Annotated in this window: 26 protein-coding genes; 17 read left to right on the forward strand and 9 right to left on the reverse strand. The window is 67.1% G+C overall.

The features are described from left to right. Nucleotides 1–14 precede the first annotated feature (14 nt). From ACZ6MA_RS31570 to ACZ6MA_RS31580, 3 genes are all read right to left on the reverse strand, one after another. Nucleotides 15–590 carry a DUF6624 domain-containing protein gene (locus ACZ6MA_RS31570; protein ID WP_469438056.1) on the reverse strand — a complete coding sequence of 192 codons (576 nt, stop codon included), beginning with the start codon at nt 588–590 and terminating at the stop codon, nt 15–17. A gap of 427 nt (nt 591–1,017) precedes the next feature. Then, nucleotides 1,018–1,509: an ATP-binding protein gene (locus ACZ6MA_RS31575; protein WP_469438058.1), complete on the reverse strand. Its 492-nt coding sequence runs from the start codon at nt 1,507–1,509 to the stop codon at nt 1,018–1,020. Next, nucleotides 1,506–2,285 (reverse strand): TauD/TfdA family dioxygenase, encoded by a 780-nt coding sequence (locus ACZ6MA_RS31580; protein WP_469438060.1) that lies wholly within the window; start codon nt 2,283–2,285, stop codon nt 1,506–1,508. Before ACZ6MA_RS31580 ends, ACZ6MA_RS31575 begins: the two co-directional genes overlap by 4 nt. A 171-nt stretch (nt 2,286–2,456) precedes the next feature. Between ACZ6MA_RS31580 and ACZ6MA_RS31585 the strand changes: the two genes are divergently transcribed. From ACZ6MA_RS31585 to ACZ6MA_RS31630, 10 genes are all read left to right on the forward strand, one after another. Further along, the gene (locus ACZ6MA_RS31585; protein WP_469438062.1) at nt 2,457–2,891 is read left to right on the forward strand and encodes an NUDIX hydrolase; all 435 of its coding nucleotides are present in this window, start codon (nt 2,457–2,459) and stop codon (nt 2,889–2,891) included. A 297-nt stretch (nt 2,892–3,188) separates the two neighbouring features. Further along, nucleotides 3,189–4,046: a helix-turn-helix domain-containing protein gene (locus tag ACZ6MA_RS31590; RefSeq protein WP_469438064.1), complete on the forward strand. Its 858-nt coding sequence runs from the start codon at nt 3,189–3,191 to the stop codon at nt 4,044–4,046. A 13-nt stretch (nt 4,047–4,059) separates the two neighbouring features. Further along, nucleotides 4,060–4,266 (forward strand): DUF397 domain-containing protein, encoded by a 207-nt coding sequence (locus ACZ6MA_RS31595; RefSeq protein WP_469438066.1) that lies wholly within the window; start codon nt 4,060–4,062, stop codon nt 4,264–4,266. A 167-nt stretch (nt 4,267–4,433) separates the two neighbouring features. Next, nucleotides 4,434–5,849 carry a helix-turn-helix domain-containing protein gene (locus ACZ6MA_RS31600; protein WP_469438068.1) on the forward strand — a complete coding sequence of 472 codons (1,416 nt, stop codon included), beginning with the start codon at nt 4,434–4,436 and terminating at the stop codon, nt 5,847–5,849. Continuing rightward, nucleotides 5,846–6,730: a phosphotransferase enzyme family protein gene (locus ACZ6MA_RS31605; RefSeq protein WP_469438069.1), complete on the forward strand. Its 885-nt coding sequence runs from the start codon at nt 5,846–5,848 to the stop codon at nt 6,728–6,730. The genes ACZ6MA_RS31600 and ACZ6MA_RS31605 overlap by 4 nt, the downstream gene beginning before the upstream one ends. Before the next feature lie 225 nt (nt 6,731–6,955). Beyond that, nucleotides 6,956–8,074, forward strand: a complete 1,119-nt coding sequence (locus ACZ6MA_RS31610; protein ID WP_469438070.1) for a methyltransferase domain-containing protein — start codon at nt 6,956–6,958, stop codon at nt 8,072–8,074. A gap of 95 nt (nt 8,075–8,169) precedes the next feature. Further along, nucleotides 8,170–8,658, forward strand: coding sequence for a hypothetical protein (locus ACZ6MA_RS31615; RefSeq protein ID WP_469438072.1), 489 nt, complete (start codon nt 8,170–8,172; stop codon nt 8,656–8,658). 227 nt (nt 8,659–8,885) lie between these two features. Beyond that, nucleotides 8,886–9,059: a hypothetical protein gene (locus ACZ6MA_RS31620; RefSeq protein WP_469438073.1), complete on the forward strand. Its 174-nt coding sequence runs from the start codon at nt 8,886–8,888 to the stop codon at nt 9,057–9,059. A 180-nt stretch (nt 9,060–9,239) separates the two neighbouring features. Then, nucleotides 9,240–9,782: a hypothetical protein gene (locus ACZ6MA_RS31625; protein ID WP_469438075.1), complete on the forward strand. Its 543-nt coding sequence runs from the start codon at nt 9,240–9,242 to the stop codon at nt 9,780–9,782. Between the two features lie 116 nt (nt 9,783–9,898). Further along, the gene (locus ACZ6MA_RS31630) at nt 9,899–10,405 is read left to right on the forward strand and encodes a hypothetical protein (RefSeq protein WP_469438077.1); all 507 of its coding nucleotides are present in this window, start codon (nt 9,899–9,901) and stop codon (nt 10,403–10,405) included. 187 nt (nt 10,406–10,592) lie between these two features. Here the strand turns inward: ACZ6MA_RS31630 and ACZ6MA_RS31635 are convergent, their stop codons facing one another. After that, nucleotides 10,593–10,961, reverse strand: a complete 369-nt coding sequence (locus tag ACZ6MA_RS31635; RefSeq protein ID WP_469438079.1) for a DUF6907 domain-containing protein — start codon at nt 10,959–10,961, stop codon at nt 10,593–10,595. 834 nt (nt 10,962–11,795) lie between these two features. Here ACZ6MA_RS31635 and ACZ6MA_RS31640 point away from each other — a divergent pair. Both ACZ6MA_RS31640 and ACZ6MA_RS31645 read left to right on the forward strand, forming a co-directional pair. Then, nucleotides 11,796–12,464 carry a hypothetical protein gene (locus ACZ6MA_RS31640; protein ID WP_469438080.1) on the forward strand — a complete coding sequence of 223 codons (669 nt, stop codon included), beginning with the start codon at nt 11,796–11,798 and terminating at the stop codon, nt 12,462–12,464. Between the two features lie 121 nt (nt 12,465–12,585). Next, complete coding sequence (locus tag ACZ6MA_RS31645; protein ID WP_469438144.1) at nt 12,586–13,551, forward strand: beta family protein; 966 nt, start codon at nt 12,586–12,588, stop codon at nt 13,549–13,551. Between the two features lie 221 nt (nt 13,552–13,772). On the opposite strand, the gene ACZ6MA_RS31650 is transcribed toward ACZ6MA_RS31645, so the two are convergent. Both ACZ6MA_RS31650 and ACZ6MA_RS31655 read right to left on the reverse strand, forming a co-directional pair. Further along, a complete protein-coding gene (locus ACZ6MA_RS31650) occupies nt 13,773–14,765 on the reverse strand; it encodes a hypothetical protein (RefSeq protein ID WP_469438082.1) in 993 nt (330 codons plus the stop codon). 8 nt (nt 14,766–14,773) lie between these two features. Beyond that, a complete protein-coding gene (locus ACZ6MA_RS31655; RefSeq protein WP_469438084.1) occupies nt 14,774–15,130 on the reverse strand; it encodes a nucleotide pyrophosphohydrolase in 357 nt (118 codons plus the stop codon). Nucleotides 15,131–15,216: 86 nt separating this feature from the next. Here ACZ6MA_RS31655 and ACZ6MA_RS31660 point away from each other — a divergent pair, with 86 nt between their 5' ends. Continuing rightward, nucleotides 15,217–17,121 carry a DNA/RNA helicase domain-containing protein gene (locus tag ACZ6MA_RS31660; protein ID WP_469438086.1) on the forward strand — a complete coding sequence of 635 codons (1,905 nt, stop codon included), beginning with the start codon at nt 15,217–15,219 and terminating at the stop codon, nt 17,119–17,121. Between the two features lie 382 nt (nt 17,122–17,503). Here ACZ6MA_RS31660 and ACZ6MA_RS31665 read toward each other — a convergent pair whose 3' ends face one another. Then, nucleotides 17,504–18,118, reverse strand: coding sequence for a TetR/AcrR family transcriptional regulator (locus ACZ6MA_RS31665; RefSeq protein ID WP_469438088.1), 615 nt, complete (start codon nt 18,116–18,118; stop codon nt 17,504–17,506). Nucleotides 18,119–18,191: 73 nt separating this feature from the next. Here ACZ6MA_RS31665 and ACZ6MA_RS31670 point away from each other — a divergent pair, with 73 nt between their 5' ends. Beyond that, on the forward strand, nt 18,192–19,427 hold the full coding sequence (locus ACZ6MA_RS31670; protein ID WP_469438090.1) for an MFS transporter: 1,236 nt from the start codon (nt 18,192–18,194) through the stop codon (nt 19,425–19,427). Between the two features lie 28 nt (nt 19,428–19,455). On the opposite strand, the gene ACZ6MA_RS31675 is transcribed toward ACZ6MA_RS31670, so the two are convergent. Beyond that, nucleotides 19,456–20,463 carry a methyltransferase gene (locus ACZ6MA_RS31675; RefSeq protein WP_469438092.1) on the reverse strand — a complete coding sequence of 336 codons (1,008 nt, stop codon included), beginning with the start codon at nt 20,461–20,463 and terminating at the stop codon, nt 19,456–19,458. Between the two features lie 40 nt (nt 20,464–20,503). Next, nucleotides 20,504–21,883 (reverse strand): MFS transporter, encoded by a 1,380-nt coding sequence (locus ACZ6MA_RS31680; protein WP_469438094.1) that lies wholly within the window; start codon nt 21,881–21,883, stop codon nt 20,504–20,506. 855 nt (nt 21,884–22,738) lie between these two features. On the opposite strand from ACZ6MA_RS31680, the gene ACZ6MA_RS31685 reads away from it, so the two are divergent. The 3 genes from ACZ6MA_RS31685 to ACZ6MA_RS31695 all read left to right on the forward strand — a co-directional run bounded on the left by ACZ6MA_RS31685 (nt 22,739) and on the right by ACZ6MA_RS31695 (nt 25,953). Next, on the forward strand, nt 22,739–23,743 hold the full coding sequence (locus ACZ6MA_RS31685; protein WP_469438096.1) for an NAD-dependent epimerase/dehydratase family protein: 1,005 nt from the start codon (nt 22,739–22,741) through the stop codon (nt 23,741–23,743). A gap of 82 nt (nt 23,744–23,825) precedes the next feature. Beyond that, nucleotides 23,826–25,094, forward strand: a complete 1,269-nt coding sequence (locus ACZ6MA_RS31690) for a glycosyltransferase family 4 protein (RefSeq protein ID WP_469438098.1) — start codon at nt 23,826–23,828, stop codon at nt 25,092–25,094. Further along, nucleotides 25,087–25,953, forward strand: coding sequence for a class I SAM-dependent methyltransferase (locus tag ACZ6MA_RS31695; RefSeq protein ID WP_469438100.1), 867 nt, complete (start codon nt 25,087–25,089; stop codon nt 25,951–25,953). Before ACZ6MA_RS31690 ends, ACZ6MA_RS31695 begins: the two co-directional genes overlap by 8 nt. The last annotated feature ends 3 nt before the right edge of the window (nt 25,954–25,956 follow it).

The following is a 25,956-nucleotide window of genomic DNA, read 5'->3' on the forward strand; positions in this document are numbered from 1 at the left end:
GGGGCGGAGGAGGGTTATCGGATGGAGCTCAGGCATGCGGCCCCGAGCGGGCCGCGGGTGAGGGCCATCAGGCGCAGGTCGGCCGGGCGGGCTTCCGCGCTCTTGGGCAGGCCCACCCGGTAGCGGCGCAGTCCCAGCAGACCGGGATCGGTGACGGGGTGCCGGGTGATCGCCCCGTCGGGACCAAGTACGTACTGGGTGCCGTACAGCTGCGGTCGGTCCTCGTGCATCAGTAGGCGGTCGGTGAGGTAGGCGAGGTGCCGGGGCGGGGCGTCCTCGCGGGTGACCGCCTCCAGCAGGTACTGGTGGGCGTGTTGCTGGACGACCGACTGCCGGTCGCACAGCAGGGCCACCCACCAGGCGGCCTCCGCTCCGACCTCACCGACCAGAGCGGGCCCGGGCCAGCCGTACGCATCGAGGATCAACTCCAGCTCCCGGGCAGCCCTGCTCTCCCATCGCACTATCTCGAGCAGCTCTGGCCGGTTGGGGACCAGGCTTTGCGTCATGCGGGCGGCGACCCCTTCGCGGTGCAGGCGGCACAGCGTGCAGAGCAGGTCCAGGCGGAGAGGCGGGCGGGCGCGAGGAGTCATCGGGGTGGTGTCCTTCGGGCACGGCAGAACGGACGAGCGGCCAGGTGGGTTGGGCGGGGCCTCGGCCAGCCGGTGGACGGGGGAGTGGAGGGCTCCCTGGGGGCGGGACTCGGGGGCGGCCGCCGCCAGGGAGCCGGAACAGGGCCTGCTCACAGCAGGAGAGGGGCGATACGGGCCACCACCCACCCCATGGGCACGATGGCCTCCAGCAGCACGACGGCCAGTACCGGACAACGGGTGGCGCGCTTCGGGCCGGCCACGCGGTGCGCGCCACGGCGACGCTCACCAGCGTGCCGACCGGTCTGCCGCCCGCCCGGGACGCGGGCTCGCACAGGGGCTGCTGGCAGCGGCGCCTGCGGCATCAGAGGTGCTTCGTCGTACCCGTTGGACGGGTCGCGTGGTCCTCCCGCCGTGACACGCGGGGGGCTCACCGCGCGTTCCCTGGAGGTGCCGGGGGGACGTAGGCCCAGGTGGACAGGTGGCCGTCGGGCAGGATGCGCCAGCCCCAGCGGCCCAGGGCCTCCACCAGGTCCAGTCCGCGGCCGTGCTCGGCCGCATCGTCGGTCTGCCCCCGGGTGGTCGGCCTTCCCTCGCCTCCGGCGTCCTCGACCTCGATCAGGACCGCGCCGCCGCCTTCGGCGATGCACAACCCGATCTCCGTCTCCGGGGTGTCGGTCCGGCTGTGGCAGTAGGCATTGGTCAGCAGCTCGGCGGCGAACAGCTCTGCCCGGAACGCCTCCTCCACACCCAAACCCCACCGGAGCAACAGCTGCCGCACCGTGCGGCGGGCTTCGCTGACTGCTTCCTTCTGCCGGGGCACACCCATCGCTTGCAGGTGCTCTGCCTGGAGCCGGGGGCGTTTACGCAGCGCGGGAACGGTCTGGGGCGATGCGGCACGTGGGGCGGTCGCGACGCTCATGCCGCACCGCCGAGGCTTTTGGGAAGGAAGCCGGGCGAGGCGGGGTCGTGGGGGTTGCCCAGGGCCCGGTAGCAGCGCCGGGCGCCGTCGAAAGCGGTGCGGGCGTGCAGCCATCGGTGGTTGTCGAGGAGGTAGCCCTGGCCGGCCTGTAACCGCAGCATCAGCTGGTTCCGCGTGAGGGCCATGCGGAAGGCGTGCAGATGCATCGCCGCCAGCGGGTTCCACTGCACGAAGCTGTCCTGCCGGTAGCGCACCGAGACCCGCCCGCCGTTGTGCTCGGCGAACGCTGCGGCGAAGATCCCGCCACTGCGGCCAAAGTGCCCGGCCCGCGGATGGGACAACACGGCCACCGCGTCCGGGTGCCGGGCTCCCAGCTCCGCGTACACCGTCCGGCCGTCGACGAGCAGGTGGTAGCCACCCCGAGACGCGGGGAGCGTGCACACCATCAGCATCAGCCGGAGAGGGCTCTTCAGCGCCGTGCCCTCAGTGTGAAAGGCCAGCTCATCGCGGGTGAGCCCCACGGAGACGGGTCGCTCGTCACACCGGCCGCTGTCGTAGATCGCCGTCAGCCCGTCCCGGCCGCTGTCGCGGTGCTGCTCGATCCACATCACCCGCGCGGCGAAGGCCAGCACCTCCGCTCGGGTGGTCAGGCCGCTGAACGTGGCCAGGCCCGACCCGGCCAGGCACCCGGCGACCGCGCGCACGGCACCCGGCAGCGTCACGTCCACGTAGTAGCGGGCGAAAGGATCAGCATCCGGCTCGGCGGTGCTGCGCATCGACGAACTCCCGTGAGGTGTCAGCCTGGTGGGGGCCACGGCGGCGAGGACGGTCGGGTCGGTAGAGCGATAGATCGGCGGCCCCTGGCCCTCGTCCGGCCGGGCCCGAGGAGGGCGGGTGCGTGCTACGGTCCGGGCGGCCCAGCCGCACCCAGTACCGCGAGGAATCGCATGCCCCCCGTGCCGCCTACCTGGCCCGTCTCCGTCAAGGGCGTCGCCCTGGACTCCCAGGGCCGTGTCTTGCTGCTCCACAATGAACGCGGCGAGTGGGAGCTGCCAGGTGGCCGGCTCGAACCCGGTGACCCCAGCCCGGAAGCCACCGTCGAGCGGGAGATCGCGGAAGAGACCGGGTGGCACGTCACCGCCGGGCCGCTGCTCGACGTGTGGATCTACGAACCGATCCCCGGCTGCCGCGTCGTGATCATCACCTACGGCTGCACCGTCCACACCCCGGACCTCGCGCCCGTCCTCAGCCACGAGCACACGAAAATCGGCCTGTTCACCCCCGGCCAGGTACCGGCCCTGCCCATGCCCGAGGGGTACAAGGCATCCATCGCCACCTGGAACAGCCGCCGGGCCGACCTGGACGACTACGAGCGGTTGTGACCCGTTGACGTGTCCGCGTGACGCGGGTGCTCTTGATGCAGGCATAGCGGCATCACTCTCCTGGAGCGGTGGAGCAGAGCGGGGATCGCGCCGAAGCGGCAGTTCAACGTCGCGGCGGCTGCGAGGCGTTGGAGTATGGCAGCGGGTTCGCTCGCCATGTAACGCTCACAGCGGAAGTGTCCGCATGGGCCGCCAGGGGTATGGGACAAGGGCGGCCACGGCCCTTCGGTGACCCTGTAACTTCCTCAGCGGAGCACCGCGCCGTACGACACCGACAATGAGGCACGGAGGGCATCGATGGCCGGAGGGCCGACTACACGCCGACGTCAGCTCGGCTTCCGCCTGAAGGAACTGCGCGATCGGTGCAAGCTGACGGCGGAGGACGCCGGCGAACGGGCGGGCGTCTCCAAGGCCACCGTCAGCCGGTACGAACGAGGTGTCGGCACGGTCAAGTGGAACCAGGTAGAGGCGCTGTGCCGGGCCTATGGGGCATCCGATAGTGAGCGCACCGCGCTGGTAGACCTCGCCAAAGCGTCCAGCGATGCCGGGGCCTGGTGGATTTCCAAGGGTGATCCGCTCGACAACAACATGCGGCTCCTGATCGCCCTGGAGAACGAGGCGACACGCATCCTTCAATTTCAGGCCGTTTTCATTCCCGGCCTCCTCCAGACCCGGGCCTACGGACAGGCGATCGCCGTGCCGCCCGGTCAAAGGCTCAGTCCGCAAGATAATGACAGGTATCTCGACGTGCGGGAGAAGCGGCAGGAGATTCTCTTCCAACCGGGTGCGCCGCAATTCCACGTGATTCTTGATGAATCAGTGCTCCTGCGGGCGGTCGGCGGCCCTGACGTCATGGCCGACCAGCTCGACCACCTGCTGGACCGAGCAACGGCCCCTAACCTCACCGTTCAGGTGCTCCCTTTGGATCTTGGAGTGTTCAGCGCCGCCAACAGCAGTTTCCTGATACTCGGTGGCGATGATCCCGACCTGGACATCGTCTACAGCGAGCAGGTCAGCGGGGCGCTGTTCCTTGAACAACCGCATGAACGAAGAAAGTGCTCCGAGGCATTTCAGCATCTCAGTGAAGTGGCCCTCGGCCCAGACGCCTCGGCAGATCGCATCTGCGAGGCCAGCAAAGCACACCGTAAGCACTAGCGAGGAAACACACGTGACCGACGAACTCAACTGGTTCAAGAGCTCCTACAGCTCCGTGCCCAACCAAGACTGCGTCGAGACGGCCTTCCCCACATCGGGAGGTGTGAGGGTCCGGGATTCCAAGGACCCCGACGGAGAGCTCCTGTCATACACAGGGCCCGCATGGACAGCCTTTACGGCATCCCTGAAGAGCAGCTCCTCCACGGCCCTCGACCGCTAGTCGGTGCGCACGCCTGCCCGGCCCGGTTCCTTGCAGGCGGTCGGGCAGGACGGCTGCCGGCTACCCCGTGTGCGCCCCCGGGCGCACATCACCAGTGACTTGGCTCCTGATGCGGACGGTTCTCCAGCGGTAGATCTGTCCGCATCAGCCGCGAAGGAGGAAGCACCGTGCCGCAGCCACCCAAGCCGTTAGACGACTCGCTGTCGATGCAGCACTGGTTCGGCAAGGAAGTCCGCAACTGGCGCACGGTCCGCCGCCTCAGCCTTCGCGAACTCGGCGAAAAGCTCCAGGTCAGCGGGGATCTCATCGGTAAAATCGAGAAGGCCGACCGCCGGTGCCCCAAGGACCTGGTGCCGGCCCTCGATGAGGCTGTGGGCGCCGGCGGGGCGCTGCTGAGGCTGTGGCGCAGAGTCGAAGAATCGGACATCCGTGATCACGCCGATGCGGACAAGCGGACAGGTGAAGCGGACAGCCAGTTAGCCCCACCCAGCGGCTCCGATCCACGAAAGACGGAAGCGGGCATGCTAGTTGCAGACCCGCCCGCACTGCTGGAACGGAGCCTGCACCCCGTGCTACGCCGAAACTTCATGGCCGGCGGCGGCATAGCCGCCCTGAGCGCCGGTTCCTGGTCCAACCTCATCCCCGCCCCCGGCCGATCCTCCCTCCCCAGTTCCGTGAACCGCGAGGACATCGCGCAGGTCAGCGAAGCATCGGCTGCCCTCGCCAAGTGGGACAACCTCTACGGGGGCGGTGGCATCGTCCGGGAAGCTTCCATCGGCGAACTCCAGTGGGCCACCAGCCTGCTCGACGCCCCATGCCCCGCGAAACTCCGGCCCGGTCTCTTCTCCGCCGTCGGCCGCCTGGCCATCGTCATGGGTGCCTCCGCCTTCGACGCCCACGCCCACGACGACGCCCGCCGCCTCCTCGCCTTCGGCACCGCATGCGCGGAAGAAGGAGACGACTGGCACCTGCGAGCCGCCTCCTTCAACTGGCGCGCCCGACAAGAAATCTGGACCGGCTCACCCGACGCCGGCCTGACCCACGCCGAGAACGGCCTCGTCCGCGCCGACCGCCTCACCCTCCGCGAACAGGCCACCTTGCACAACGCCCGCGCCCGGGCCCTGGCCCGCATGGGCCGCCGCACCGAAGCCCTGTCCGCCATCGATCATTCCGACAGTGTCTTCGCCAGGTCCAAGCCCGGCCAGGACTCCCCCTGGATGGCCTTCTACGACCACGCCCAGCACCACGGCGACACCGGACACGCCCTCTACGACCTGGCGCTGGCAGGTCTCCACCCACCACGGCCGGCTGCCGAACGGCTTGTCACCGCGATCAAGGGCCACAGCGCCGCCTTCGTGCGAAGCCGGGCGTTCTCCCGCACCAAGCTCTCCTCCCTCACCATGGTCACCGGCGACCCGCAAGAAGCCACCGCCATCGCCAACAAGGCCCTGGACGAAGTCGGCCGCCTCCGCTCCCGCCGCGCGGCCCAGGACATGCGCGAACTCCTGCGCCACAGCACCCACCACACCAAGCGCCCAGACGTGGCCGACCTGCGACGCCGCATCACCGCGGCCCTGACGTGACCAGCACCCGGGAGGACTGCTCCCGCCGGGTTCTCGAGGCCGCGTGCGCCATCGCCGGAATCGACAGCCGCGGCGCGACGGTCATTCGCCTCGCTGAGAACGACCTGTGGCGCCTGCCGGACGGCATCGTCGCCCGCATCGCCCGCCCCGGCCAGCACCACGCCGCAGCCCGGGAAGTTGCTGTCACCCGCTGGCTCACCACCCACCAGGTGCCGGCCGTGCGACCCCTGCCTATCCGCCAGCCGCTGCACGCCAAGGGACGCGCCGTCACCTTCTGGGAAGAGCTCCCACCGCACCGGCACGGGACCCCCGACGAGATGGCACCCCTATTGCAACGCCTGCACGCCCTGCCCATACCGGACATCGACCTTGGTCAGCTCGACCCCTTCGTCAGGATCGAACAGCGACTGACGGCCGCCACATCGGTACGGGCCGACGACAGGGACTGGCTCCTGCACCACTTCGCAGATCTCCAGTCGGCCTGGGCGGAGCTGCCGGACGGACTGCCCCGGTGCGTGATCCATGCCGACGCCTGGACCGGCAACGTCGCCGTCACCCCAACGACGGCCTACCTCATGGACTTCGAACGGACATCCCTCGGACCGCCCGAATGGGACCTGACCTCCACCGCGATCACCACCGACACCTTCGGCACGCTCCCCCCGCACTCCTACCAGGGCTTCTGTGAGGCATACGGCCACGACGTCACCCTGTGGCAGGGCTACCCCGTCCTTCGCGCGATCCGCGAGCTTCGCCTCGTCACCTTCGCGCTCCAAACAGCCGAAGACGACCCCACCGCTGCCGGCCAAGCCCAGTACCGCATCGACTGCGTCCGTGGCCGCAACGGTCCCCGCCCGTGGCATTGGACGGCGGTGGGCTGACGCACACCTGTCCGCATCGCCCGGACGCGCCCTGGCGCCGGCCAACTGCGTTCTGTAGCTTCCTGGCCCACGCAGCACCGATTGGCCCGAAGGGAGCACTGGCGATGGGAAAGCATGGGGACGGCAAGGACGGCGAGGACGGCGACAAGAACCAGTCCAACAAGGAGAAGGACGGCCAGTGGAACAAGCCGGTGACCGACCCTCCGAAGAAGAAGTGAGGCGGGCGTGAGTTCACCGGAACGGCTCCTGGAGATCCTCACCAACAAGGGCGTGATTCTCCCGGAGTGGAAGGACGCCGTGGCCACGGTCCGGCGCGAGCTCTTCGTGCCCGACACCATCGAGGTCGACGACCGGCCGCTCTCGCGCAGCGAACGCCCGCAGCGGTGGCTGACCGTGGTCTACGGCGACCTGCCGCTCGTCACCCAGATCAACGACGGCAAGGACCTGGGCGAGGGCGCGTACCGGTTGCCGACGTCCTCTTCTTCCATGCCGTCGGTCATGCTGGAGATGTTTGCGCTGGCGGACGTGCAGGAGGGCCACCGTGTCATGGACGCCGGCGCTGGCACGGGGTACAACCTGGCCTGGCTCTCGCACCGGCTCGGCTCCAAGAACGTCTTCGGCATGGACACCGACCCCGTGCTCGTGGAGCAGGCGATCAAGAACCTGCGGGCGGCCGGGTACAGCCCGCAGGTCATCTGCGGGGACGCCGAGAAGGGGTACCCGGACGGCGCCCCGTACGACCGGTGGCTCGCCACGTTCACCGTCCCCGAGATTCCGTACGCCTGGGTCGAGCAGACCCCGGCCGGCCGCATCGTCGCCCCGTGGGGTGGGAGTTACCACGCCTACTCGTTCGCCGTCCTTGACATCCGCAACGGCGTGGCCGAGGGTCGGTTCGCTGGCTACCCGGCCTTCATGCGCACGCGCACGAACCGCCCTCCTCGCGGGTACCTGCGCGACTTCCTCCACCACCGCGACGAGGTGACCCGTAGTAAGACCACTCTCTCGCCCCGGGATCTGGAAGCTGAGTACGAGGCGCGGTTCTTCATCGGCCTCGCACTCCCCGACGCCTGGTCCCTGATGGCAGAGGCAGACGACGGGAGCGACGAGGCCACCCTGTGGATCCTCGCCGATGACCAGAAGTCCTGGGCGTCGGTGGACTACGTGCCTGGACACGACACCTTCGCCATCGAGCAGTACGGGCCCCGGGGGCTGTGGGACGAGGTCGAAGCGGCATTCCGGCTCTGGGAGGACCGCGGCCGGCCAGAACGCGACCGGGCCGGTCTGACCGTCACCTCCCAAGGGCAGCACGTCTGGCTCGACACCCCGGACAACATCATCAGCTGAAGCCCAGCTCGACAGCGCCAGCTCCTCTCGGGCTCCCCTTACGAGGGCGAGTCGGCACCGCGCTGAGGCTTCTGCCGACTGACCTAGTCGCGTCGATGGTTTCGCTTTTCAAGGCGGGGCTGGAATCCAGCATTCCGCCATCTCGGCGTTTACTCATTTTTTATCCCGCCGCTGCATTGACCCGCAACTCGTCACCAAGTAGCGTGCTCGATTGTCAAGAATACCTGGGAGGTCATGTGCGGCGTGTGATCGTAATGGCGGCCACCATTGCTGCTGCGGTGGGGCTCTCTGCCTCGCCAGCAATGGCCCACGATGCTTACAATTCGCCGGATTGGGCACGCGGTTTCGGCTACGTTCTGGGGAAGATCGATCACCAGGTGGTCGGGGCGTGCGATCGAAAAGGCGACAACACCACGTTCTACACTGAATACAAGCTCAACGACGGAAGCGTCAACGCCATATGGGACACCAACGGCAGTAAAAGTCCCTGCGGGCAGAGAAGCTATATTGGCACCAACAAGCATATCCTTCAATTCAGAGTATGCCGGGAGAATCACAGTTGCACTCGCTGGGGCCCTCCCTAATGGATTGGCCAGCATCGAATCGATGGGCGACCGTATGCTTCCGGTCGCCCATCAGCTTGGCCGTAATTGGCTATGTCATTGTTCTTTCTGCGCGCTCCCGGCGTAGCTGGCGGCTCTGCGCGTTCAGCCTGCGCGCCGTGATCCGAGCACCCAGCGGTCGCCCCTTGGCCCGTTCCGAGAATGGTGCCCCATGCTTTCACCTTCGACCTAAGAGGGCCCGCAGCGCGGTGGCGCCGCAGGTACTGCCTGGCCCGGACACCTTCCCGCTCACGGGGGAGCTGCTGGCCCTGTGGGCGGACCCGGCCGCCACCACCCGCCACCCCGTGGCCAGCTGGCTCAACCACTGCACCGGCCTCGCCGACGTGCGCCGCGTGCTCGACTCGAAACGGAGCACCACGTGATTCACGTCGCCGAGACCGTCAGCACCGGGCAGCATCGAGGGCTTCCTCCCCCCCCCCCCGAGGAGCGCGACCGGCTCACCGATGTGATGCGCACCTTCCTCACCTCCGACGGGCGCGGTCGCTTCGGCGAGCAGCGCACCCACTCCATCCACCGGCCACCCCCCTCAGCAGGCCATGGCCGTGTACGAGCCAGCCGGGCGGGTGGAGATACCGAAGATCTCAACGGCCGAGGCCGAGGACCTGCTCCAGGAAGCCTTCGCCCGGGCCCGTCCGGCGCTGTCCCGCGTCATGCCCTCCATCACCACCTGCCGGCCCTGGACCTACGTCGAGTACGGACCCGACCAACACATCACCAGCCACCTCGGCGGCATCGCCCCCGACCCGCTCACCTGGCCGCGGCAGATCGCCGGGATCAGCGTGGTGATCCGCCAGGCGGAGGCCGGCGGCGCCTTCTACGTCGAGAGCTCCTCCAGAGACCGCCTTTGGAACACCCGCCTGGAACACGACCCCCACAGCGGCTACGCGGACGGCATGTGGCTCGCCCACGACGGCGCCGACCACTCCGCCGACTGGTTCACCGCGATGCCCCGCACCCGGTGGACCGTCCACCCGGCGCTCGGTACCGCCCTGCTGTACGGCTCCCAACTCGCCCACGGCACCGAGCCGGTGATCAGCGGCCGGGTCGCGAAGTTCATCAGCTGGCTCATCGCCGAGAAGGACTGAAGGGCACGCCCATGCTGCTGGCCCTGGAAGGCATCGCCGGCGCGGGCAAGAGCACACACTGACGAGGCACCGACGCCTGCGCACCACCGGAGGGGGTGCTGTGCATACTGCTGGGCATGACGCTTACGCCCCCGCTCGCCGCCCGTATACACCTGCTGATCACCTTCGTGCTGGTGACGTGCGCGGCGCTCGGCGGTCTCTGCGTCGGTCTGCTCCTGGGCGGCCGGACGGCAGCTCTGATCGCCGGGTGCACGGCCGGCCTGGGCGCCGGGATCGGCTCGGTCCTCGCCCGCCGCCGCGTCGTCGCCCTCTTCCAGCCCGAGTACGACGCCGTACGGGCCGATGGCTATGCGGAGGGGCTCGCCGACGCGGTCCTGGTGAGTATCGCGACGTACCAGGCCGCGGTCTTCCCCCTCATCCCCGGCGGGGTCAGCGAAGAGGAGCGGCAGGCCCGCCGTACCGTCGCCTACCGGGCCTCCGCCTACGACGGCCTGCCCCTGGCCGTACGGGTCTCCGCGGCCAAAGTCCTCGAAGTGGTCGACCAGGGCCTGGACGCCGCACGTGCCCAGGCCGCAATGCGGGCCCTGGCCCTCACCGTCTACGACCACCGCAACAGCCGCTGACGCCAGCCGCCCGCGCTGCGCATTGCGCAGGCGGCCTGGGGCCGCCTTGAGCGAGTGCCCGGATGCCGTCATTCGGCAGAGGGTCATCGAGGCCGAGCCAGGCAAGAAGAAGCACGGCGCGATGTGGCTGGCGTGCATGGCCCCAGTCCAGCGCTGGTGATGGCCTATGACGGAGAAGAGGGAGCGGCTACGTTGCCAACCGGTCCTTCCACTCCTCCAGTGCGGTGGCGGTCTGCCGCAGGCCTGCTGCGAATTGGTCCAGCTCGGCCTTCGTCTTGATGTGCACGAACTCATGGAGGGCCTGGTCGCCCTCCATCAGTCCCAGATCCAGCCGGACAGGCGAGGCCCCTATCTCCCAATCATCGACGCTGAACGTCGTGATCTGCACGCCGAGGCCTTTGGGAATGTGATCTCCGGTGGGTAGCGGCAGGGTGATGGGCGCCGACTCGTGCAGGAGAGAGTCACCGTTCTCAGGGTTCTCATGGGCGTGCTCCTGGACGCACCATGAAGGGCAATTCAGCCCCGTCTTCGCCTTTTTCCGCGCAGCGGATTCCATGGCCGGAATCGTCTCACGCACCCGATCACCCTGTTGCCTGGCCCCGGCCGGTGGGGACGTGCCTGAGCTCCCCGTAGCGGCACCCCCGGCCTGCTGCGCCGCTGACGCACAGCCGGCGAAGGCGCGCTGTTCGACCACCCCCGCACCCTGCCCGCCCGACTGGCTGATCCGGCCCGTCTCATCGGCGAGAACGTCGAGTACTACCTGCCGGACACCCACACCCCCGCGGTCACCGCCGACTACCGGGAGTGCGCCCCGCTCCTCCTCCCCGATCCCACACTGGCCGACTGGCCCTCACCTCTGCGCGCCGTCTACCGCGCCCGCCGATGGATCGTGACGTACCGTCGGCACAGGCGCCTTGACAGGACGGGCGTTTATCCCGGCCTCGCGGTCCTCGCACGTCGCGCGAGGCCGGGACCCAGTCCCCGGCGGGGCCAGCGCGTGGCGGCCTCGGCACTTGACCGCGCCGGACCACCTTCGGTACCGCCCGGGACGGGTACATCACCCACTACCGCGTCCACGTGGCCGACGACCGTCACCTCCACGTCACCGGGACGACGCTGACGCCGGGCCCAGGAGTATCCTCCACGCCACGCAGGCGCCTGTACGCCGCACGCAGTTCAGCCAGATCGCCTACGCCCTACCCACCCGAGTTCCGCCACTAAAGGGCTTACCGCCTCATGCCGCTGAGCGTCCCCCTGCTGCTGGTCCCGGGCGAACCGGACCGCTCCTATACCGTGCATACCCACCGCGTCCGCTGGGAGGACGCCCGGCTCGCCGAGCACGGCACCCGGGGCTTCGCAGCCCTGATGGACGCCGCCCGCAGGCCTGCGCATGGTCTCCGAGTGCATCGCCGCCGAGCTGGCAGACGCCGACATCGCCGTTGTCCAGCACCCCGACGGGGCCGAGGCGGTGGCGCGCGTGCTGTGCGACGCCGAAACCTGCGCCGCCGTCGCCGTGCGCTACCACCGCGACGCAGAGGAGGACATCGAGGCCGAGACCGCCCGCGCCTGGGCTACCGAGAAGCTCGGGCACTCACACATGCAAGTCCTGTCCCTGCGTGAGGAGGAGCGCACGATGCCCGGCAAGTCGCCTGCGAACCTGCTTGCCGCCGTGCTGGCCGCCCAGCCGGAGCGCACCGGAGGCCTGTCCGACCGGGTCGTGCTGATGCTGGACGAGGCCGCCCACCTGTTCCGGGAGAACGGTCTCTTCCACGACCGGACCCCGGAGGGGGTGCGGGAGGAGATCGGCCGGCTGATCCGGACCGGCCGGGCGCGTTCGGCGACGGCGGGGATGTGCGGGCTGCGGTTGATCAGGTCGTCCGCAGCTGGCCAGAGGCCTCCACGCATGGACCGCCAGGGCGATGGTGCGTCACTGCGTATTCGACCAGGGGCCACTGAGCAGCTGGAGGCGTACCCCCGCCCGGCATCTGCTCTCAGCCTCATTGGCTCATTTAGCGTTCTATCCGAACCGAGGGGTACCGAGCCACCCTGTCGGAAGTGACTGAGAAGTCAACTGGCTGAGTGCGACGAGCGCTTGGGGGAGCCGGTGGTCTACGTTCCGATCCTTAAGGGCAAGGCAGTTCCTGGCACTTGAGCACACAACGCCGGAAGTTCGGTCCTGTATCCGTCCGGTGATGGAGCTCGTACCCGATCCCGGCCTTCGGGATCTGTTGGAGACATTCTGCGATCACGCCATGGACCGTGTCCCGGAAGGCATGGTGCTTACGGTCGATTGCGGTGCTCTGCCAGTAGAGCGGGTTTTGGAAGGGGATTCCGGCGGACCTGTGATGCGGCTCGGTGAGTCGCTGGGGCTGAGGGATGTACGTATGTGCCCTGTCGTCCGAGCCACTGACACCGACGACGTGCTGGCCGAGGCGGCGTACGTGACCGAGGGCCATCGGCAGGGGGCATGCCTACGTGTCTCTGTGACTCCTGGCCTGGACAAGCCACCAGATGAAAGACTGATCCGGAGGCTTCTTTGCGCCCTCCAGGCGGAGCCGGAGGAAGTTGACCTCCTTATAGATGCCGGGCCCGTGCGATCCCGCGCCGACAGGGACACGCTTGCTGGGAGGGCCATAGAAGCGCTCCGTAGTCTTTCGCGCTGGCCATGGCGCAATGAGTGTGTGGCTTCCGGTGCATTCCCCGTCAACCTGACAGGCTTCCCCCGGGGGCAGGCGACACCCGTAGCCAGATGGGATGCACAGCTATGGAAGCGGGTCGTGGGTCACTGGGGTAGGAAGCCACCTGACTTCGGGGACTTCGGTGTCACTCACCCGCGTATGCCGGTTCAAAGCCGTGGCACACCAGATCCCAATATGCGCTATACCACGACTGACGAATGGCAAGTCTTCGTCTATCCCCGTGTTCGCTCCGGGAATGACGACTTCTTCACCCTGAGCCGCGACCTGGTCTCCTCTTCCTACTGGCCGCCAACTGGCGCGCAAACCTCATGGGGTGATGCACGACTTCATGAATGCGCACACCGGCAGCGGCCGAAGGCCGGTGGTGGTAAGGAATGGAGGGCATGGGCAACATCGCATCATCTGGCTGTGGTGGCATCCAACCTGACCACTCACGGGCACCCTTGAACCCCTGACCACCCGCGAAGGCCCGGCTACGTTCCTCCGGCCCCCACACCTCCACTCACCAACACCACGCGGCCACTCTTCGACGGCGCATGCTATACACGAGTCCCCCTGGCCTGCGCAGCTTTAAGATGCTCGCAGACTTTTCCTGCAGGAGCAGAGCTGAAATCTCCACCGGTGCCGGTCTCACTCCCCTGACCAGCCCCGGAGTCAGCGCTGAGGTTTCAGGACGAGGGGAGTTCCTTGAAAGTATGGGTGCGGTGCCACTGGTAGTACGCTTCGCGCTGTGGAGTCCACCACGTGACCGTGCGACCGGCCAGTCGCTGCTGGATATGCTCGGCGACCTCGAAGATGCCCTCCGCAAGGGGGCTGACCTGGATGGCTCCTCCCTCGGCGACCGTGATGTACCCGTGCTCATACAAAGCATCGCAGCCAAAAGTGCAAGCGAGCATAGCGATATTGGCCAGGTCACGCTTCTCGTCATCGGTGCACATCGCCCGCTTCTTGATGTGCGCTCCTATCAAGAAGGTGCCGGGCAGTTCCCGCCCACACAGAGCGCACTGCCCCGTACTGCCGGGCAGGAGGCGACGCTTGAGGGCCACCTGCTCACCCCGCTGGGCACGTTGGGCTGTGCGCTCCAGCTCACCGTCGAAGGCAGCGATGGCCTTCTCTTCCTGCTCCGGATCCACGGCCAGGGCGGCTGCGGGGGAGGGGTCAAGGGTGAGGTAAGTCTGGAGAGTGTCACTTTCGTCCTCGTTGAGGACAGAGATGCCCATGATGTTGCGCTGCGGGTTCCAACTGAGGAGCTCGCGGATCTCGCTGACGGGAATGTCAAACCCCCGGGTACCAGAGAGGGCGTACATGTACTCCCAGGTATTGCCGTCAGCGTCGGTCCCCCACAGCTCCTCGGCCAAGGGCTGGCTGCGCCACATCAGTGCGATGGTGCCGCCGAAGTAGAGCTTCTTGTCGCCAGTGAAGAACACCCAGTCCCCAGGGCTCATCTTCTTGATACGGGAGACGTTGACGTTCTGCTTGCCCGGGACGACACCCCACATCTGCGCCGCGCCGGACGGAAACAGCTGCTTGAGCTGGTCGACGACCCCAGGCTCGAGCAGATGGGCGTAGTCCTCGAAGCTGACCGGGCTTGCGATGGTGTCTTCGTAGTGCTTGTTGACGACCTTCTCGGACCGGCGTGCCGGCTGCATCACGATGCGCATCGGATGAATCAACCCCCCAGTTGCGTGTACTTGTCCGCCCGGCCTCGCGCCTGCTCGACCGGGTACTTACGGCCGTTGACCTCGATCTTTTCCAGCAACGCCTGCTCCAGGTCGACGTCCAGGACGTCGGCCATCCTCAAAAGGTACGCGAAGACGTCCGCCATCTCCTCACGCACCCGAGCGGCTTTGGACGCCTCGCTCATCACGGTGGCGGACTCAGGGGCAGTCAGCCACTGGAAGACCTCCAGGAGTTCGCCACTCTCACCGGCCAACGCCATGGCCAGGTTCTTGGGTGTGTGGAACTGTTCCCACTCCCGTTCGGCAGCGAAGTCGGCAAGCGCCTGCTGAAGCGATCTGATGGTCATGACCAAGAAGTACCAGAAGCCACTGACACACCCCCCGGCGGACCCGCGCGCTGAGGCTGTCAGCCACCCCTGGTATAGGTCAAGCCATGCATGTCTACGAGGGCACCGTCGCCGACCTGGCCACGGAATTAGACAAACCGGCGTTCATCACGACGACCGAAAGCCGATTCACGCATCATTTCGGGACCACCCCCAGTCCACAAGAACTGCGCAGCTGGCGCCGCAGCTGGCCTCACCTGGTGGACGTACTCCTCGCCGCAGGCCTGAGCCACCTTCACATCCTGCTCGAGTACGCGCTGCCTGCTACCGGGGAACGCGTCGACGCCCTCCTGGCCGGCCAGACGCCCGACGGCCGGTTCGGCACGGTCGTCGTCGAACTCAAGCAATGGACCAACGCCCGCACCAACCAGGCGCGTCCGGGCATGCTCAAGGTCGGCGAGCGCACAGTGCAACATCCCGCCCGACAGGTCGGCGGATACGCCACCTACCTCACCGACTGGGTATCCCACGACGAAATCCCCCTGGACGTACGGGGCATCGCCGTCCTACATGACGCTCCCAGCACCCTGGTCGCAACCCTGCGAGCGCTCTCCGGCACCGGACCATCCTCCAGATTCCCCGTCCTGGGCCGCGATGACCTCACGCCCCACCCGAATGCCAGCGCCCTTGCCCACCGGCTCACCTGCGCTGACCTTGGCCCCGTGAACCCGGACCAACTGGGGGCATTCCTGCGGGCACGGCACCGCCCCTCGCCCAACCTGCTCGCACGAGCCGGCAAGGTGATCGACGGCCACGACGCTTTCGCCCTCATCGGTGACCAAGACCTCGCGCGCCAGGAAATTTTGCACACCGTCGCTGTCAGCCCCTCCCAGTCCAAGAAGAGCATCATCGTCGTGACCGGCGGGCCCGGCACCGGGAAGACCGCCATCGCCTGCCGAGTCCTGGGCGACCTATGCCAGCAGCCCGCCGCGAACCCACGTCTTGTCACCCCCAGCGGAACCCTCACCAGGCAGTTGCAGCGCACGGTCGGCTCCGTCTCCCGCGGACTCATCAGCACCTTCGTCGATAGAATCCCTGCAGGTGTGCAGCCCAGCAGCGTTGTACTGGTCGACGAAGCACACCGTGCACGGACCTACACAGACCACCGCCGCGGCACCTTCCCCACGACCTTGGGAAAGCTCATCGACAGGGCCGGCGTGACCGTGCTGTTTCTAGACGAGCAGCAGACTGTCCGGCCGACCGAAGGAATCACGCTCGACGAGATCACCCAGCACGCTACGAGCCAGGGCCACAGCCTCTGGCACATCAATCTCACCGCACAGTTCCGGTGCAACGGCTCAGGCGCCTATCTCGACTGGATCAACCAACTCCTGCAACCCGAAGGTCCCCCGCCGGCATGGATCGCCACCGACTACGACCTGGCCGTAGCACAGGATCCGCAGGAATGCGAGAACTGGATCACCGCGCACACCGACAACGGCAGCATCGCCAGGATCACCGCCGGCTTCTGCTGGCCCTGGGACTCTCCGCCCACTCCGCCCCTGCTGCCGGAAGTTCACATCTCCTGGGCAGGAACAGACGGCCCCCGCACCTGGTCCCACCCGTGGAACTCACGCGCCGACGTGACCGACATCGACCACCCCGACATACCTGCTCGCCCCTACTGGGCAACCGATCCCGGTGGCCACCGACTAGTCGGCTGCGTCTACACAGCACAAGGCATGGAATACGACTACAACGTCGTCATCATGGGCAACGACCTTATCCGCCGCGACGGGCGCTGGATAGCCGTCCCCGACGCCAGCCATGACGATGCACTCCGCCACCTGGCCCCGCACCGCTACCTCTCCTACGGCCTGAACACCTACCGCGTCCTCGCCAGCCGCGGCGCCAAGGGGACCCGCCTTTACTCCACCGACCAGGAAACGCAGAGCTACCTTCAAGCACTCCTGCCACCTACTCCGGAACAAGGGGAAGTACCGCTCAGCTGACCTGAACACTCTGCTCGGCAGCCAGCCGAACGCAGACCTAGTGCCGCGTCAGAGAGCATATGCGCCAGGTGGCGAGTCCCAGTACTGGCCGCGATCGGCGTCCCAACGGGGCGGTCGGCACCCGGGCAGCGGGGAAAAGTGGGTGCAGACCCCGGCGTACTCGGGGAACGGTGCTCTCTGCGCAGGCGGACGTGAGCCGATCGCGTCCGGAGCTCCCGGGGTTCGCTCGCCTCGACGGCCTGCTGTCCGTGGTTGCTTTGCGCTGTTCCCCGTACCGCCGGGGGTCTCCCCGTCGTGCGAGGCGGCGGACGGGTGGCCGTTCGACTGAGCGGCCTCTTTGACCGAAGGGGCAGGGGGCAGTCGGAGGCGGCCGGGCGCGGTGTCAGTTCGGTGTGGCGGGTGTTCCGTCAGTGTGGCGGGCTGCCCGTACGCAGGAGTCGATCCACGCGCAGAGCTCGTCGAGGGCGGTTTCGGCCCGCTCCCTGTCCCCGGTGATGAGGTAGTCGCCCTGCAGGCCGGAGAAGGCGCTGTTGAGCAGGGTGGCCGTGGGTAGGGCGCTGCTCTCGGGCATGCCGCGTCGCATAAGGCAAGAGGCGACGAACTCGGCGCGTCCGCGGACGAATCCGGCGCCGGGCAGCGGGAGTCGTCCTGCTGCGGCGAGCCCTTCGATCTCTCTGATCAGCCGAGTCATGGCAAGTTCGCGGGGGCCGAGGGTGCGGTCCCACGCCGAGCGGACGATGGGGCCGACCTCGACATCCGGGTCGTTCCAGCCGGGCGTCGACTGCAGCGCCGCGTGCTGGCGCTCGTCCAGTCGCAGGAGGACCGCGGTGAGGAGGGCGTTCTTGTCGGCGAAGTGGTGGGTGAGCACGCGGGTGGTCTGCCCGATCCCCTCCGCCAGTGTGCGCAGTGAGAAATTCCCGATTCCTGTGGCGGCGAGCTGCTCGATCGCCGCGTCGGTGACCTCACGACGGCGCTCCGGGCTGGCGGGTCTGGGCACTCGAACACACCTCCATGTCGTGCACAGTCATACTCTGACACAAGGTTAAGGAAACGTTTGTTACCCTTACGGTATGACGCCGTTATCCCGCGCCCGCCCGGTGTGGCTGCTTGCTCTCACACTTGCCGCCTTCGCTGTTCAGACGGACGACTACATCATCATCGGAGTCCTCCCCGCGATCTCGGACACCGTGCACTTGTCCGAGACCGCCACGGGTCAACTGGTCACGGTCTACTCGCTGACTTACGCCGTCGCCGCCCCCGTATGGGCGCTGCTGCCGGTGAGAATCGCCCGGAAGCGAGCGCTGTGCGGGGCACTCGCCGTATTCGGCGCCGCGAACTTCGCGGTGCTGCTCGTGGACGGGTACGCAGTGCTCATGGCGCTCAGGGTCGTCGCCGCCCTGGCTGCCGCCATGGTGCTGCCCTCCGCGCTCGCCGCGGCCAGCGCGGAGGCCCCACCGGAGCGGCAGGGCCGGTACCTGGCGACCGTCATGACCGGCCTGACCGGGGCGGTGCTGCTGGGGGTCCCCGTCGGCACCTGGATCGGCGCGGCCCTCGGATGGAGGGCGACCTTCGTGTTCGGCGGGCTCCTCGGCATCTGCGCGCTCCTCATGCTCGTCCGCACCCTTCCCCGAGCGGAGGCGCACGCTGTCGAGGAGCGAAAGACGCTCGGGTTCATGGTCCGGCCTCTCCTCAACGGCACCGTTACGGTGATCCTGCTGGTCACCGTGCTGACCGTCGCCGGCAATCTGGCGTTCCAGACGTACATCGCGCCGTTCCTGTCGGGGGTCTCCGGTGTGACGCCGACGGTGCTCGGCGTTCTGCTGGTCTGCTCCGGCGCCGGGGGCCTGCTCGGTACGCAGGTGTCCGGTCGTCTCATCGACCGGTACAGCCCGGGACGGGTCTTCGCGCTGGCGAGCTCGGTGTTCTGCGGGGCCATGCTGGCATTCGCTGGGTTCTGGCTCGTCCGGCCGGTCCCGGTGGCGTTTGCCGCCGCGCTGCTGGTGTGCTGGTCGGCTGCCGCGTGGGCGGTGCCGCCCAGCCTTCAGTCCCTGATGCTCGCCCGTGCGGGCAGGGAGGCCGCGGGGCAGGCGATGGCGGTCCACAGCAGCTCCGTCTACATCGGGGCCGCGCTCGGAGGAGCAGTCGGTGGGGGCGTCATCGCCGCAGACATGGGCCTGATTCCGGTCGTCGCTGCGGTCCTGGCGTTCCTCGGCCTCGTGGTCCTTGTGCCCGTCATGCGGAGCCGTGCCGACGGGGCGGCACACGGGGCCGTCATGACGGAACGGAAACATGAGACGACGACCTAGCCGGCCTGTGTTCGGGACATAGCCACCGTCACCGCTCCGGGGCGAATTCCATCAGGAACAGCCCCTTCTCCTCTGTAGGGACGGTGGACACGAGCCGCAGCCCGGCCCTCTTCCCTACCTGCTGGAATTCCTCCTCGGTCCGTTCCACCCCGCCCAGCACCACCAACATGGCCATGTCCCTCTGGCTCACCGCTAGTTGAGCAGCCGTCTCCTCCGATTCGGTGTCGCCCGACTCGGTGCGAATGCGATCCACGACGAAAACCCGGCCTTGCCCGTTGAGGGCATCGGCACAGCGGTGCAGCACGGTGACCGCGTCCTTGTCCGGCCAGTCGTGAAGGATGTGGGCCAGGAGGTAAACGTCACCGCCTGGCGGCAGTGCGTCGAAGAAGCTGCCGCTGAGCGCGGTCGCCCGTTCCGACAGCCCTTCCTCAGCGAATAGCGCGGAAGCACGTTTTGCCGTCGCTGCCTGTTCGACGACGGTGCCGCGCAGATGCGCGTGTCCGCGCAGCAGGGCGACCAGCAGCATTCCAGTTCCGCCGCCCACGTCCACCACATCTCGGACGGTCCTCCAGTCCCGGTTGGCAGCGAGCCACGGGCCGATACCGGAGATGTGGGCGGACATTGCACGGTCGAACGCTTCCGCCAGTTCCTGGTCGGCCGCGAGGGCCTTCCAGAATGGTTTTCCGTGGACATCTTCCCAGGCGGGCTGTCCGGTACGGACGGAGTGGAGCAGGCCAGGTATGACTTGGTCGCCGGCCCGGGCCCAGGCGTCGCCCTGGTCGTAAAAGCCCGCGATCCCCGCCGGGTGGTCGCGGCACAGTACTTGCCCCAATCCGGTCAACCCGAAGCCCGTAGCCCCCTGCCTCTGCAGCAGGCCCAGGTTCGCCAAGTGGCGCAGGAGCCGGAGTAGGGCATGTGGGTCCGTCTGGGTACACGCGGCCAACGGGCCGGGCTCGGTGAAGCCTTGGGCGACCAGGTCGGGGATGCGCAAGGTGACGGCGGCGCGTATCGCCCAGGGAGTGAAGAGCGTTCCCATGCAAGTGACCCGCTCCACAGCGGAGGGGGCCGTCGTACCATCAGAGGTTGCGGCGCTCATCGCGTCTTCCCTTCATGAGGCTGCAGCTAATGTCCGGACTGAGGCTTCGTGCGACTGAGGGACGCATCAGTGTGGTCCGTCCCGAACGCGGTGGGCAGATGCGCTGAGGCCGAGTGGGCTCCTCCGTTTCGGGGCCGAGGCCCTCCGGGTAGGACTCGGAAAGGCGCCACAGCGAGAACAGGCTGAGCACAGCGGTGGCGATGACGAAACCCGACACCGCCCACACCGATCCCGTCAGCGCGACGAGACGGTCGGACATGGTGGGCGCCAAAGCGCCGCCCACCATGACCCCAGTGTTGAAGACCAGGGCGACGGCGGTGAAACGGATGCGGGTCTCGAACATGCCGGCCAGGTACGCGCTCAACGGTCCTGAGTAAATCGCGTAGACGAGCATGGAGACAGAAAATCCAACCGTGATCAACCAGGGCGATCGGGTCCGCAGCAACCAGATCAGCGGAACCGCCCACACTGCACAGAGCAGCGCCCCGGCCATGCAGACCCTACGCCGCCCGAGGCGGTCGGAGAACACCGCCGATGCGAAGCCGGCGACCGACTGCACGGCGATGGAGGTCAAGGTAACGCGAAGCATAGTCCGGTGTGAGACGTCGAGAACGGTTGTCCCATAGGACAGCGCGAAAGTCTGCGTCACGAAATAGAGAACGTTGCCGACCACCAGTGCGCCGGTGGAGAGCGTCAACACCCGCAGCTTACGTCGGACAACGTAAGTGAGAGGAACCCGAACCTTCCCATGCCTTCGCGCAGAGGCCTTGAAGGCAGGTGTCTCGGATATCGAAACCCGCGCGAAGACCGCGACGCCAGCCAGCACACAACTGGCGAGGAACGGTACGCGCCAGCCCCATGCCCGGAACTGATCAGGCGTCATCCCCATCGACAGCAGGAGGAAAACGCCGTTGGCCAGCAACGCTCCGAGAGAGGCACCGGCTCCGGGGAATGCCGAGTACAACCCCCGATGGCGGGGCGGGGCATGTTCGACAGCCAGCACCACGGCACCCATGCCCTCACCACCGAGGGCGGCCCCCTGCATCATCCGGAGCAGCACGAGAAGTACGGGCGCAGCGACACCGATGTCCGCGTACCCCGGCAGCAGACCAATGGAGACGGTCGCCGATCCCATCGTCAGCAAAGAGTAGATGAGCACCTGCGTGCGTCCGGAGCGGTCGCCGAAGTGCCCAAAGATGAGGGCCCCCAGCGGTCGTACGACAAAGGCGACCCCGATCGACGCGAACGTCGTCAAGGCAGCAGTGGCGCCATTCGCCCCGGGGAAGAAGACGCTGGGGAAGACGAGCACCGCAGCAAGGGCGTAACTGAAGAAGCCGAAGTACTGACTGGTCGTCCCCACCAGGCCGGCGAAGGCGACCCTGCCGACTCCTGTGTGCCCGTTCTCAGATGCGGTTGCATGGGCCACTGATACCCCCGTTCCACCACTTGATGCCCCATGAACGAGTTCTTAACGCGGGAGCTTAGCCGCACTCAAAGTCGGCCGGGCGGGGAAATCAGGCCCCTCGGGCCCGAACTGAGGGGGCGACAACACTCGATCCTGCGGCTGACGTCGGTCTTTACGGGACTGGCTGCGTGGGACGCCCTGGAGTGGACTTGGTCCGGAAGGGCCTCATCAGCTAACAGGGGCAACACCAGTCACATCCGTAACGTGGTCACTGACTCAAAAGAACACCCGCGCATCATTGACCCGGCCTTCGCCCGGACTGCAAACTGCCAAAGGTCGAGGAAATTCGATGCGAGATGGCGGAGACACCTGGATGCCTGACATCCGCACCTCGACCCCTCCCTCTCGGCCCGATGCGGGGCGTCCATCCACCCCGGCGGGCAATTTCAGCGGATCCAACCCGACGAGGGCGGAAGAACGGTCTCCGCTTCCCTTGAGATTGGAGAAGCAGCATGCGAAGCGAACGGACAGAATGGGCTCCCGCCGGAACGGCGTGGATGCCCGAACGGACAGAATGGGCTCCCGCCGGAACGGCGTGGATGCCCGAACGCACCGAATGGGCTCCCGCCGGAACGGCGTGGATGCCCGAACGCACCGAATGGGCTCCCGCCGGAACCGCGTGGATGCCCGAACGCACCCTCGCTTGACAGTCGTCCCGCAGCGAGGAAACGCACCACTGCACATCGCGCAGCCGCCGTCCAGCGGCGGCTGCGCTCTGTCAGACACCATCACCGAGAGCTGAGGGGAACAATGACGTTCAAAGACGTTCTGGTCACTGGTGGAGCGGGATTCATCGGCCGCAACATGATCAGGGCCATGCTCGGCGACGGTTATCGCATCACGTCACTGGACAATTTCAAGATCGGCGGCTGGGAGCACATACCCGACGACATCCGCGACCACGTCGAATGGATCCAGGGCGACACCCGGAACCTCGATTTACTGATGCAGCTCATGAAGGGCAAGGACTCCGTCATTCACCTGGCCGCTCCCTCCTCCTTCCTCATGTACGAGGAGGACCCGGTCGGTGGAGCCTCGGTGACCACCCACGGCTTCGTCAACCTCCTTGAGGCCATGCGCCGTCGCGATGTCGGCAAGCTTGTGTACGCGAGCACCAGCGCCGTGTACGAGGGAAATCCCGTCCCTTACGTCGAGGGCATGGAGCTCAATCCGCCGGACCTCAAGGCGCTCTCCAAGAAATGGAACGAGGAGGTGGCCGCCCAGTACTCGGAGAGGTATGGGATCACGGCCATCGGCATGCGGCCCTTCAGTGTCTACGGCCATGACGAGTTCAGTAAGGGTGGCTACGCGAACGTCATCTCCCTCTTCGTCTGGGCTGTTCTCAACGATGTGACCCCGGTGGTCTGGGGTGATGGCCGGCAGACACGAGACTTCATCTATGTGGAAGATGCCGGTCTCGCCTTCCGGACGGCGTTGGAAAAGGACCTCGCCACCCAGGAGTTCAACGTGGGCACTGGCATCGAGACCTCCTTCAACGAGGTGCTGATCCTGATCGCCGAGGAACTGGGCAAGGAGGTCGAGCCCAAGTTCGTCGACGTCCCGATTGCCATCTACGCCCAACGGCTGCTCGCTGATGTCACCCGCGCCGTCGATGTACTCGGATTCCGGCACGAAGTCGACGTACGGGAAGGCATCCGTCGAGTGATCAAGGCCACTCGGAGTGTGCAGGCGACACGGAAGTGGGCGGGGCTGAGCAGCGCACAGATGTACTTCGAGACGCTGCCCACCAGTTGAGGCCGACGGGTGCCCCGGAGCGCGGTCTGTTCCGGGGGCACCCGTGCTGTTGTCCGGCACGATGGCAGGAGGAGAAGACGCCGTGCCCAAGGTTCTCGCCCTCACTGATTCGGCAGAGGACATCAAGAATTTCTGCGAGGAGGCGGACACCCTCTTCTTCGCGCTCCGTCCGCTGCCGGCAGCGGAGCACACGTACGATGCTTTCGCGCAGACGTACCGCAGGCTCAAGGCCTCCTGCGATCTCTCCACGGTCGACGTCGTGGTCGCGGAGTACGTCGAATCGATACCGCTGCTGTACTTCATGCGGCGCGACGGCTACCACTGCCCCGCCCTTATGATCCCGCACACCAACCCCTACCCGTTCGACGCTCTCCTCTTCTTCCTGCTCGTCGCAGAGCACCCCCACCCCGAGGACCTGGTCATCTGCGGTTCGCAGAACGCTGCGCGCGCCTACGCGCACATCACCCGGATACCAGCCAAGAACATTTGCACCTTCGGCATCAAAAACGTCTACCGCAAGCAGGACAAGCGGGAGTGCCGGGAGCGGCTGGGACTGCCCCAGGACCGCCGGATCCTGCTGTACACCGGCCGATTCATGAACGACAAGGGCCTGGCGCACCTCCTTGGCGGGTACCGCAGACTGCGCGAGCACGAGCCCGACGCTCTTCTCGTCATGTCCGTGACCCACATCGACCCGCCCTACTACAACCGGCTGGCGCCGCAGATGACGGACGTGGTCCTCTTCCACCGGCTGGAGAAGGAACGGACGGCCACCCTCTATAACGCGGCGGATATCTTCGTCTCCGGCGCGACGAGCATCTTCGAAACCTACGGCAAGTCCCCGCTCGAGGCCCTGGCATGTGGGGTCCCGGCAGTGGTGCCCCGCTTCGACGGTTTTCCGTACTACATCGACGACGCGAACGGCGGACTCGTCGACGTCGAGTACCTCGATCACAGCAACGGGAACCCGTACGAATTCGCCCGCATGTCGGAAACGCACTTCGTGGAGGTGTGCCGAAGGGTTCTCCGACGGACCGACCCGCTCGATTACAGGATCCCGGAATGGGCCACCTACGAAGGCACCATGAAGATCCTCCCCAGGCTGCTGCAGGCCATGGCGGAAACCCGTTCCACCGGCTCCCCGGGCAGTGGCTCCCATAAAATCGACAAGAGTCGGTACCCGGACTCCGTCGTGGCCGTCCTGGAGCACTACGGGCTTGAGGAAACCGAGGACCTGCTCGCGAAGGCCGCCCGGCTGGGGCTCGTCGACCGGAGCGACAGCGGAGACAACACGCTCCTGCGGAACCTGCACCACGACCTGTTCCTGACGATGGACACCCATCGTGGATGACCGGCTCATGGGCAGGCCTGAGGCGACGGACGCACGGCGCAAGGCACAGCTGGTCTTCGATCAGCTGGCCCCGCAGTACGACCGGTCGGACGTGGAGTTCTTCGGTCCGATCGGTGCGCGGCTCGTCGCCCATGCGAGAGTCGCTCCCGGAGACGCCGTTCTGGACGTCGGCTGCGGCCGGGGAGCCGTACTGTTCCCCGCGGCCCACGCCGTGGGGGAAGGCGGAAAAGTTACGGGGATCGACCTGTCCCGTGCCATGGTGGAGAGCGTGCTCGCCGAAGCGCGGGACAAGGGCCTGCAACAGGTCAACGCCGTGGTGATGGAGGGAGCGGAACCTGCGTTCCCACCTGAGAGCTTCGACGTCATCACCGGCGGGATGAGTGTGCACATGCTGGCCGACATCCCCAAGGTGTTCCGGGCGTACTACCGGCTGCTCCGCCCGGGCGGGCGCCTGGCCCTTTCCGCCCCCGTCACGGTCGACGACCCCGCGCCGGAAGTCTTCGGACTGCGGTCCATCGCCCGCCTCTGCGCCGCCCATAACGCGGGCAGCGGCATCTATCCCTACGCCGAGGCGTTCGGCGGAGCACGGCAGGCCCTGCCCGACCTCCGGGCGGCATGTTTCACGGAGGCCACGGCACGGGAGGAGCCAGCCTTCATCACCGCAGACTCCCCAGAGAGCTTTCTGCTCTGGACGTGGACTCATGGAATGCGGAGGCTCTGGGAACGGGTAAGCGACCGGGAACGGGCCGCCGCGGAAGACGACATCAAGGCCGAGGCACGCGCCCGCAGCAAGCGTACAGACCGCATTGTGCTGCCGACTCCGGTCATGTACGTCGTCGCCTCACGGCCGGATGCCTGATCT

The organism is Streptomyces sp. NPDC042259 (genome assembly GCF_055582085.1).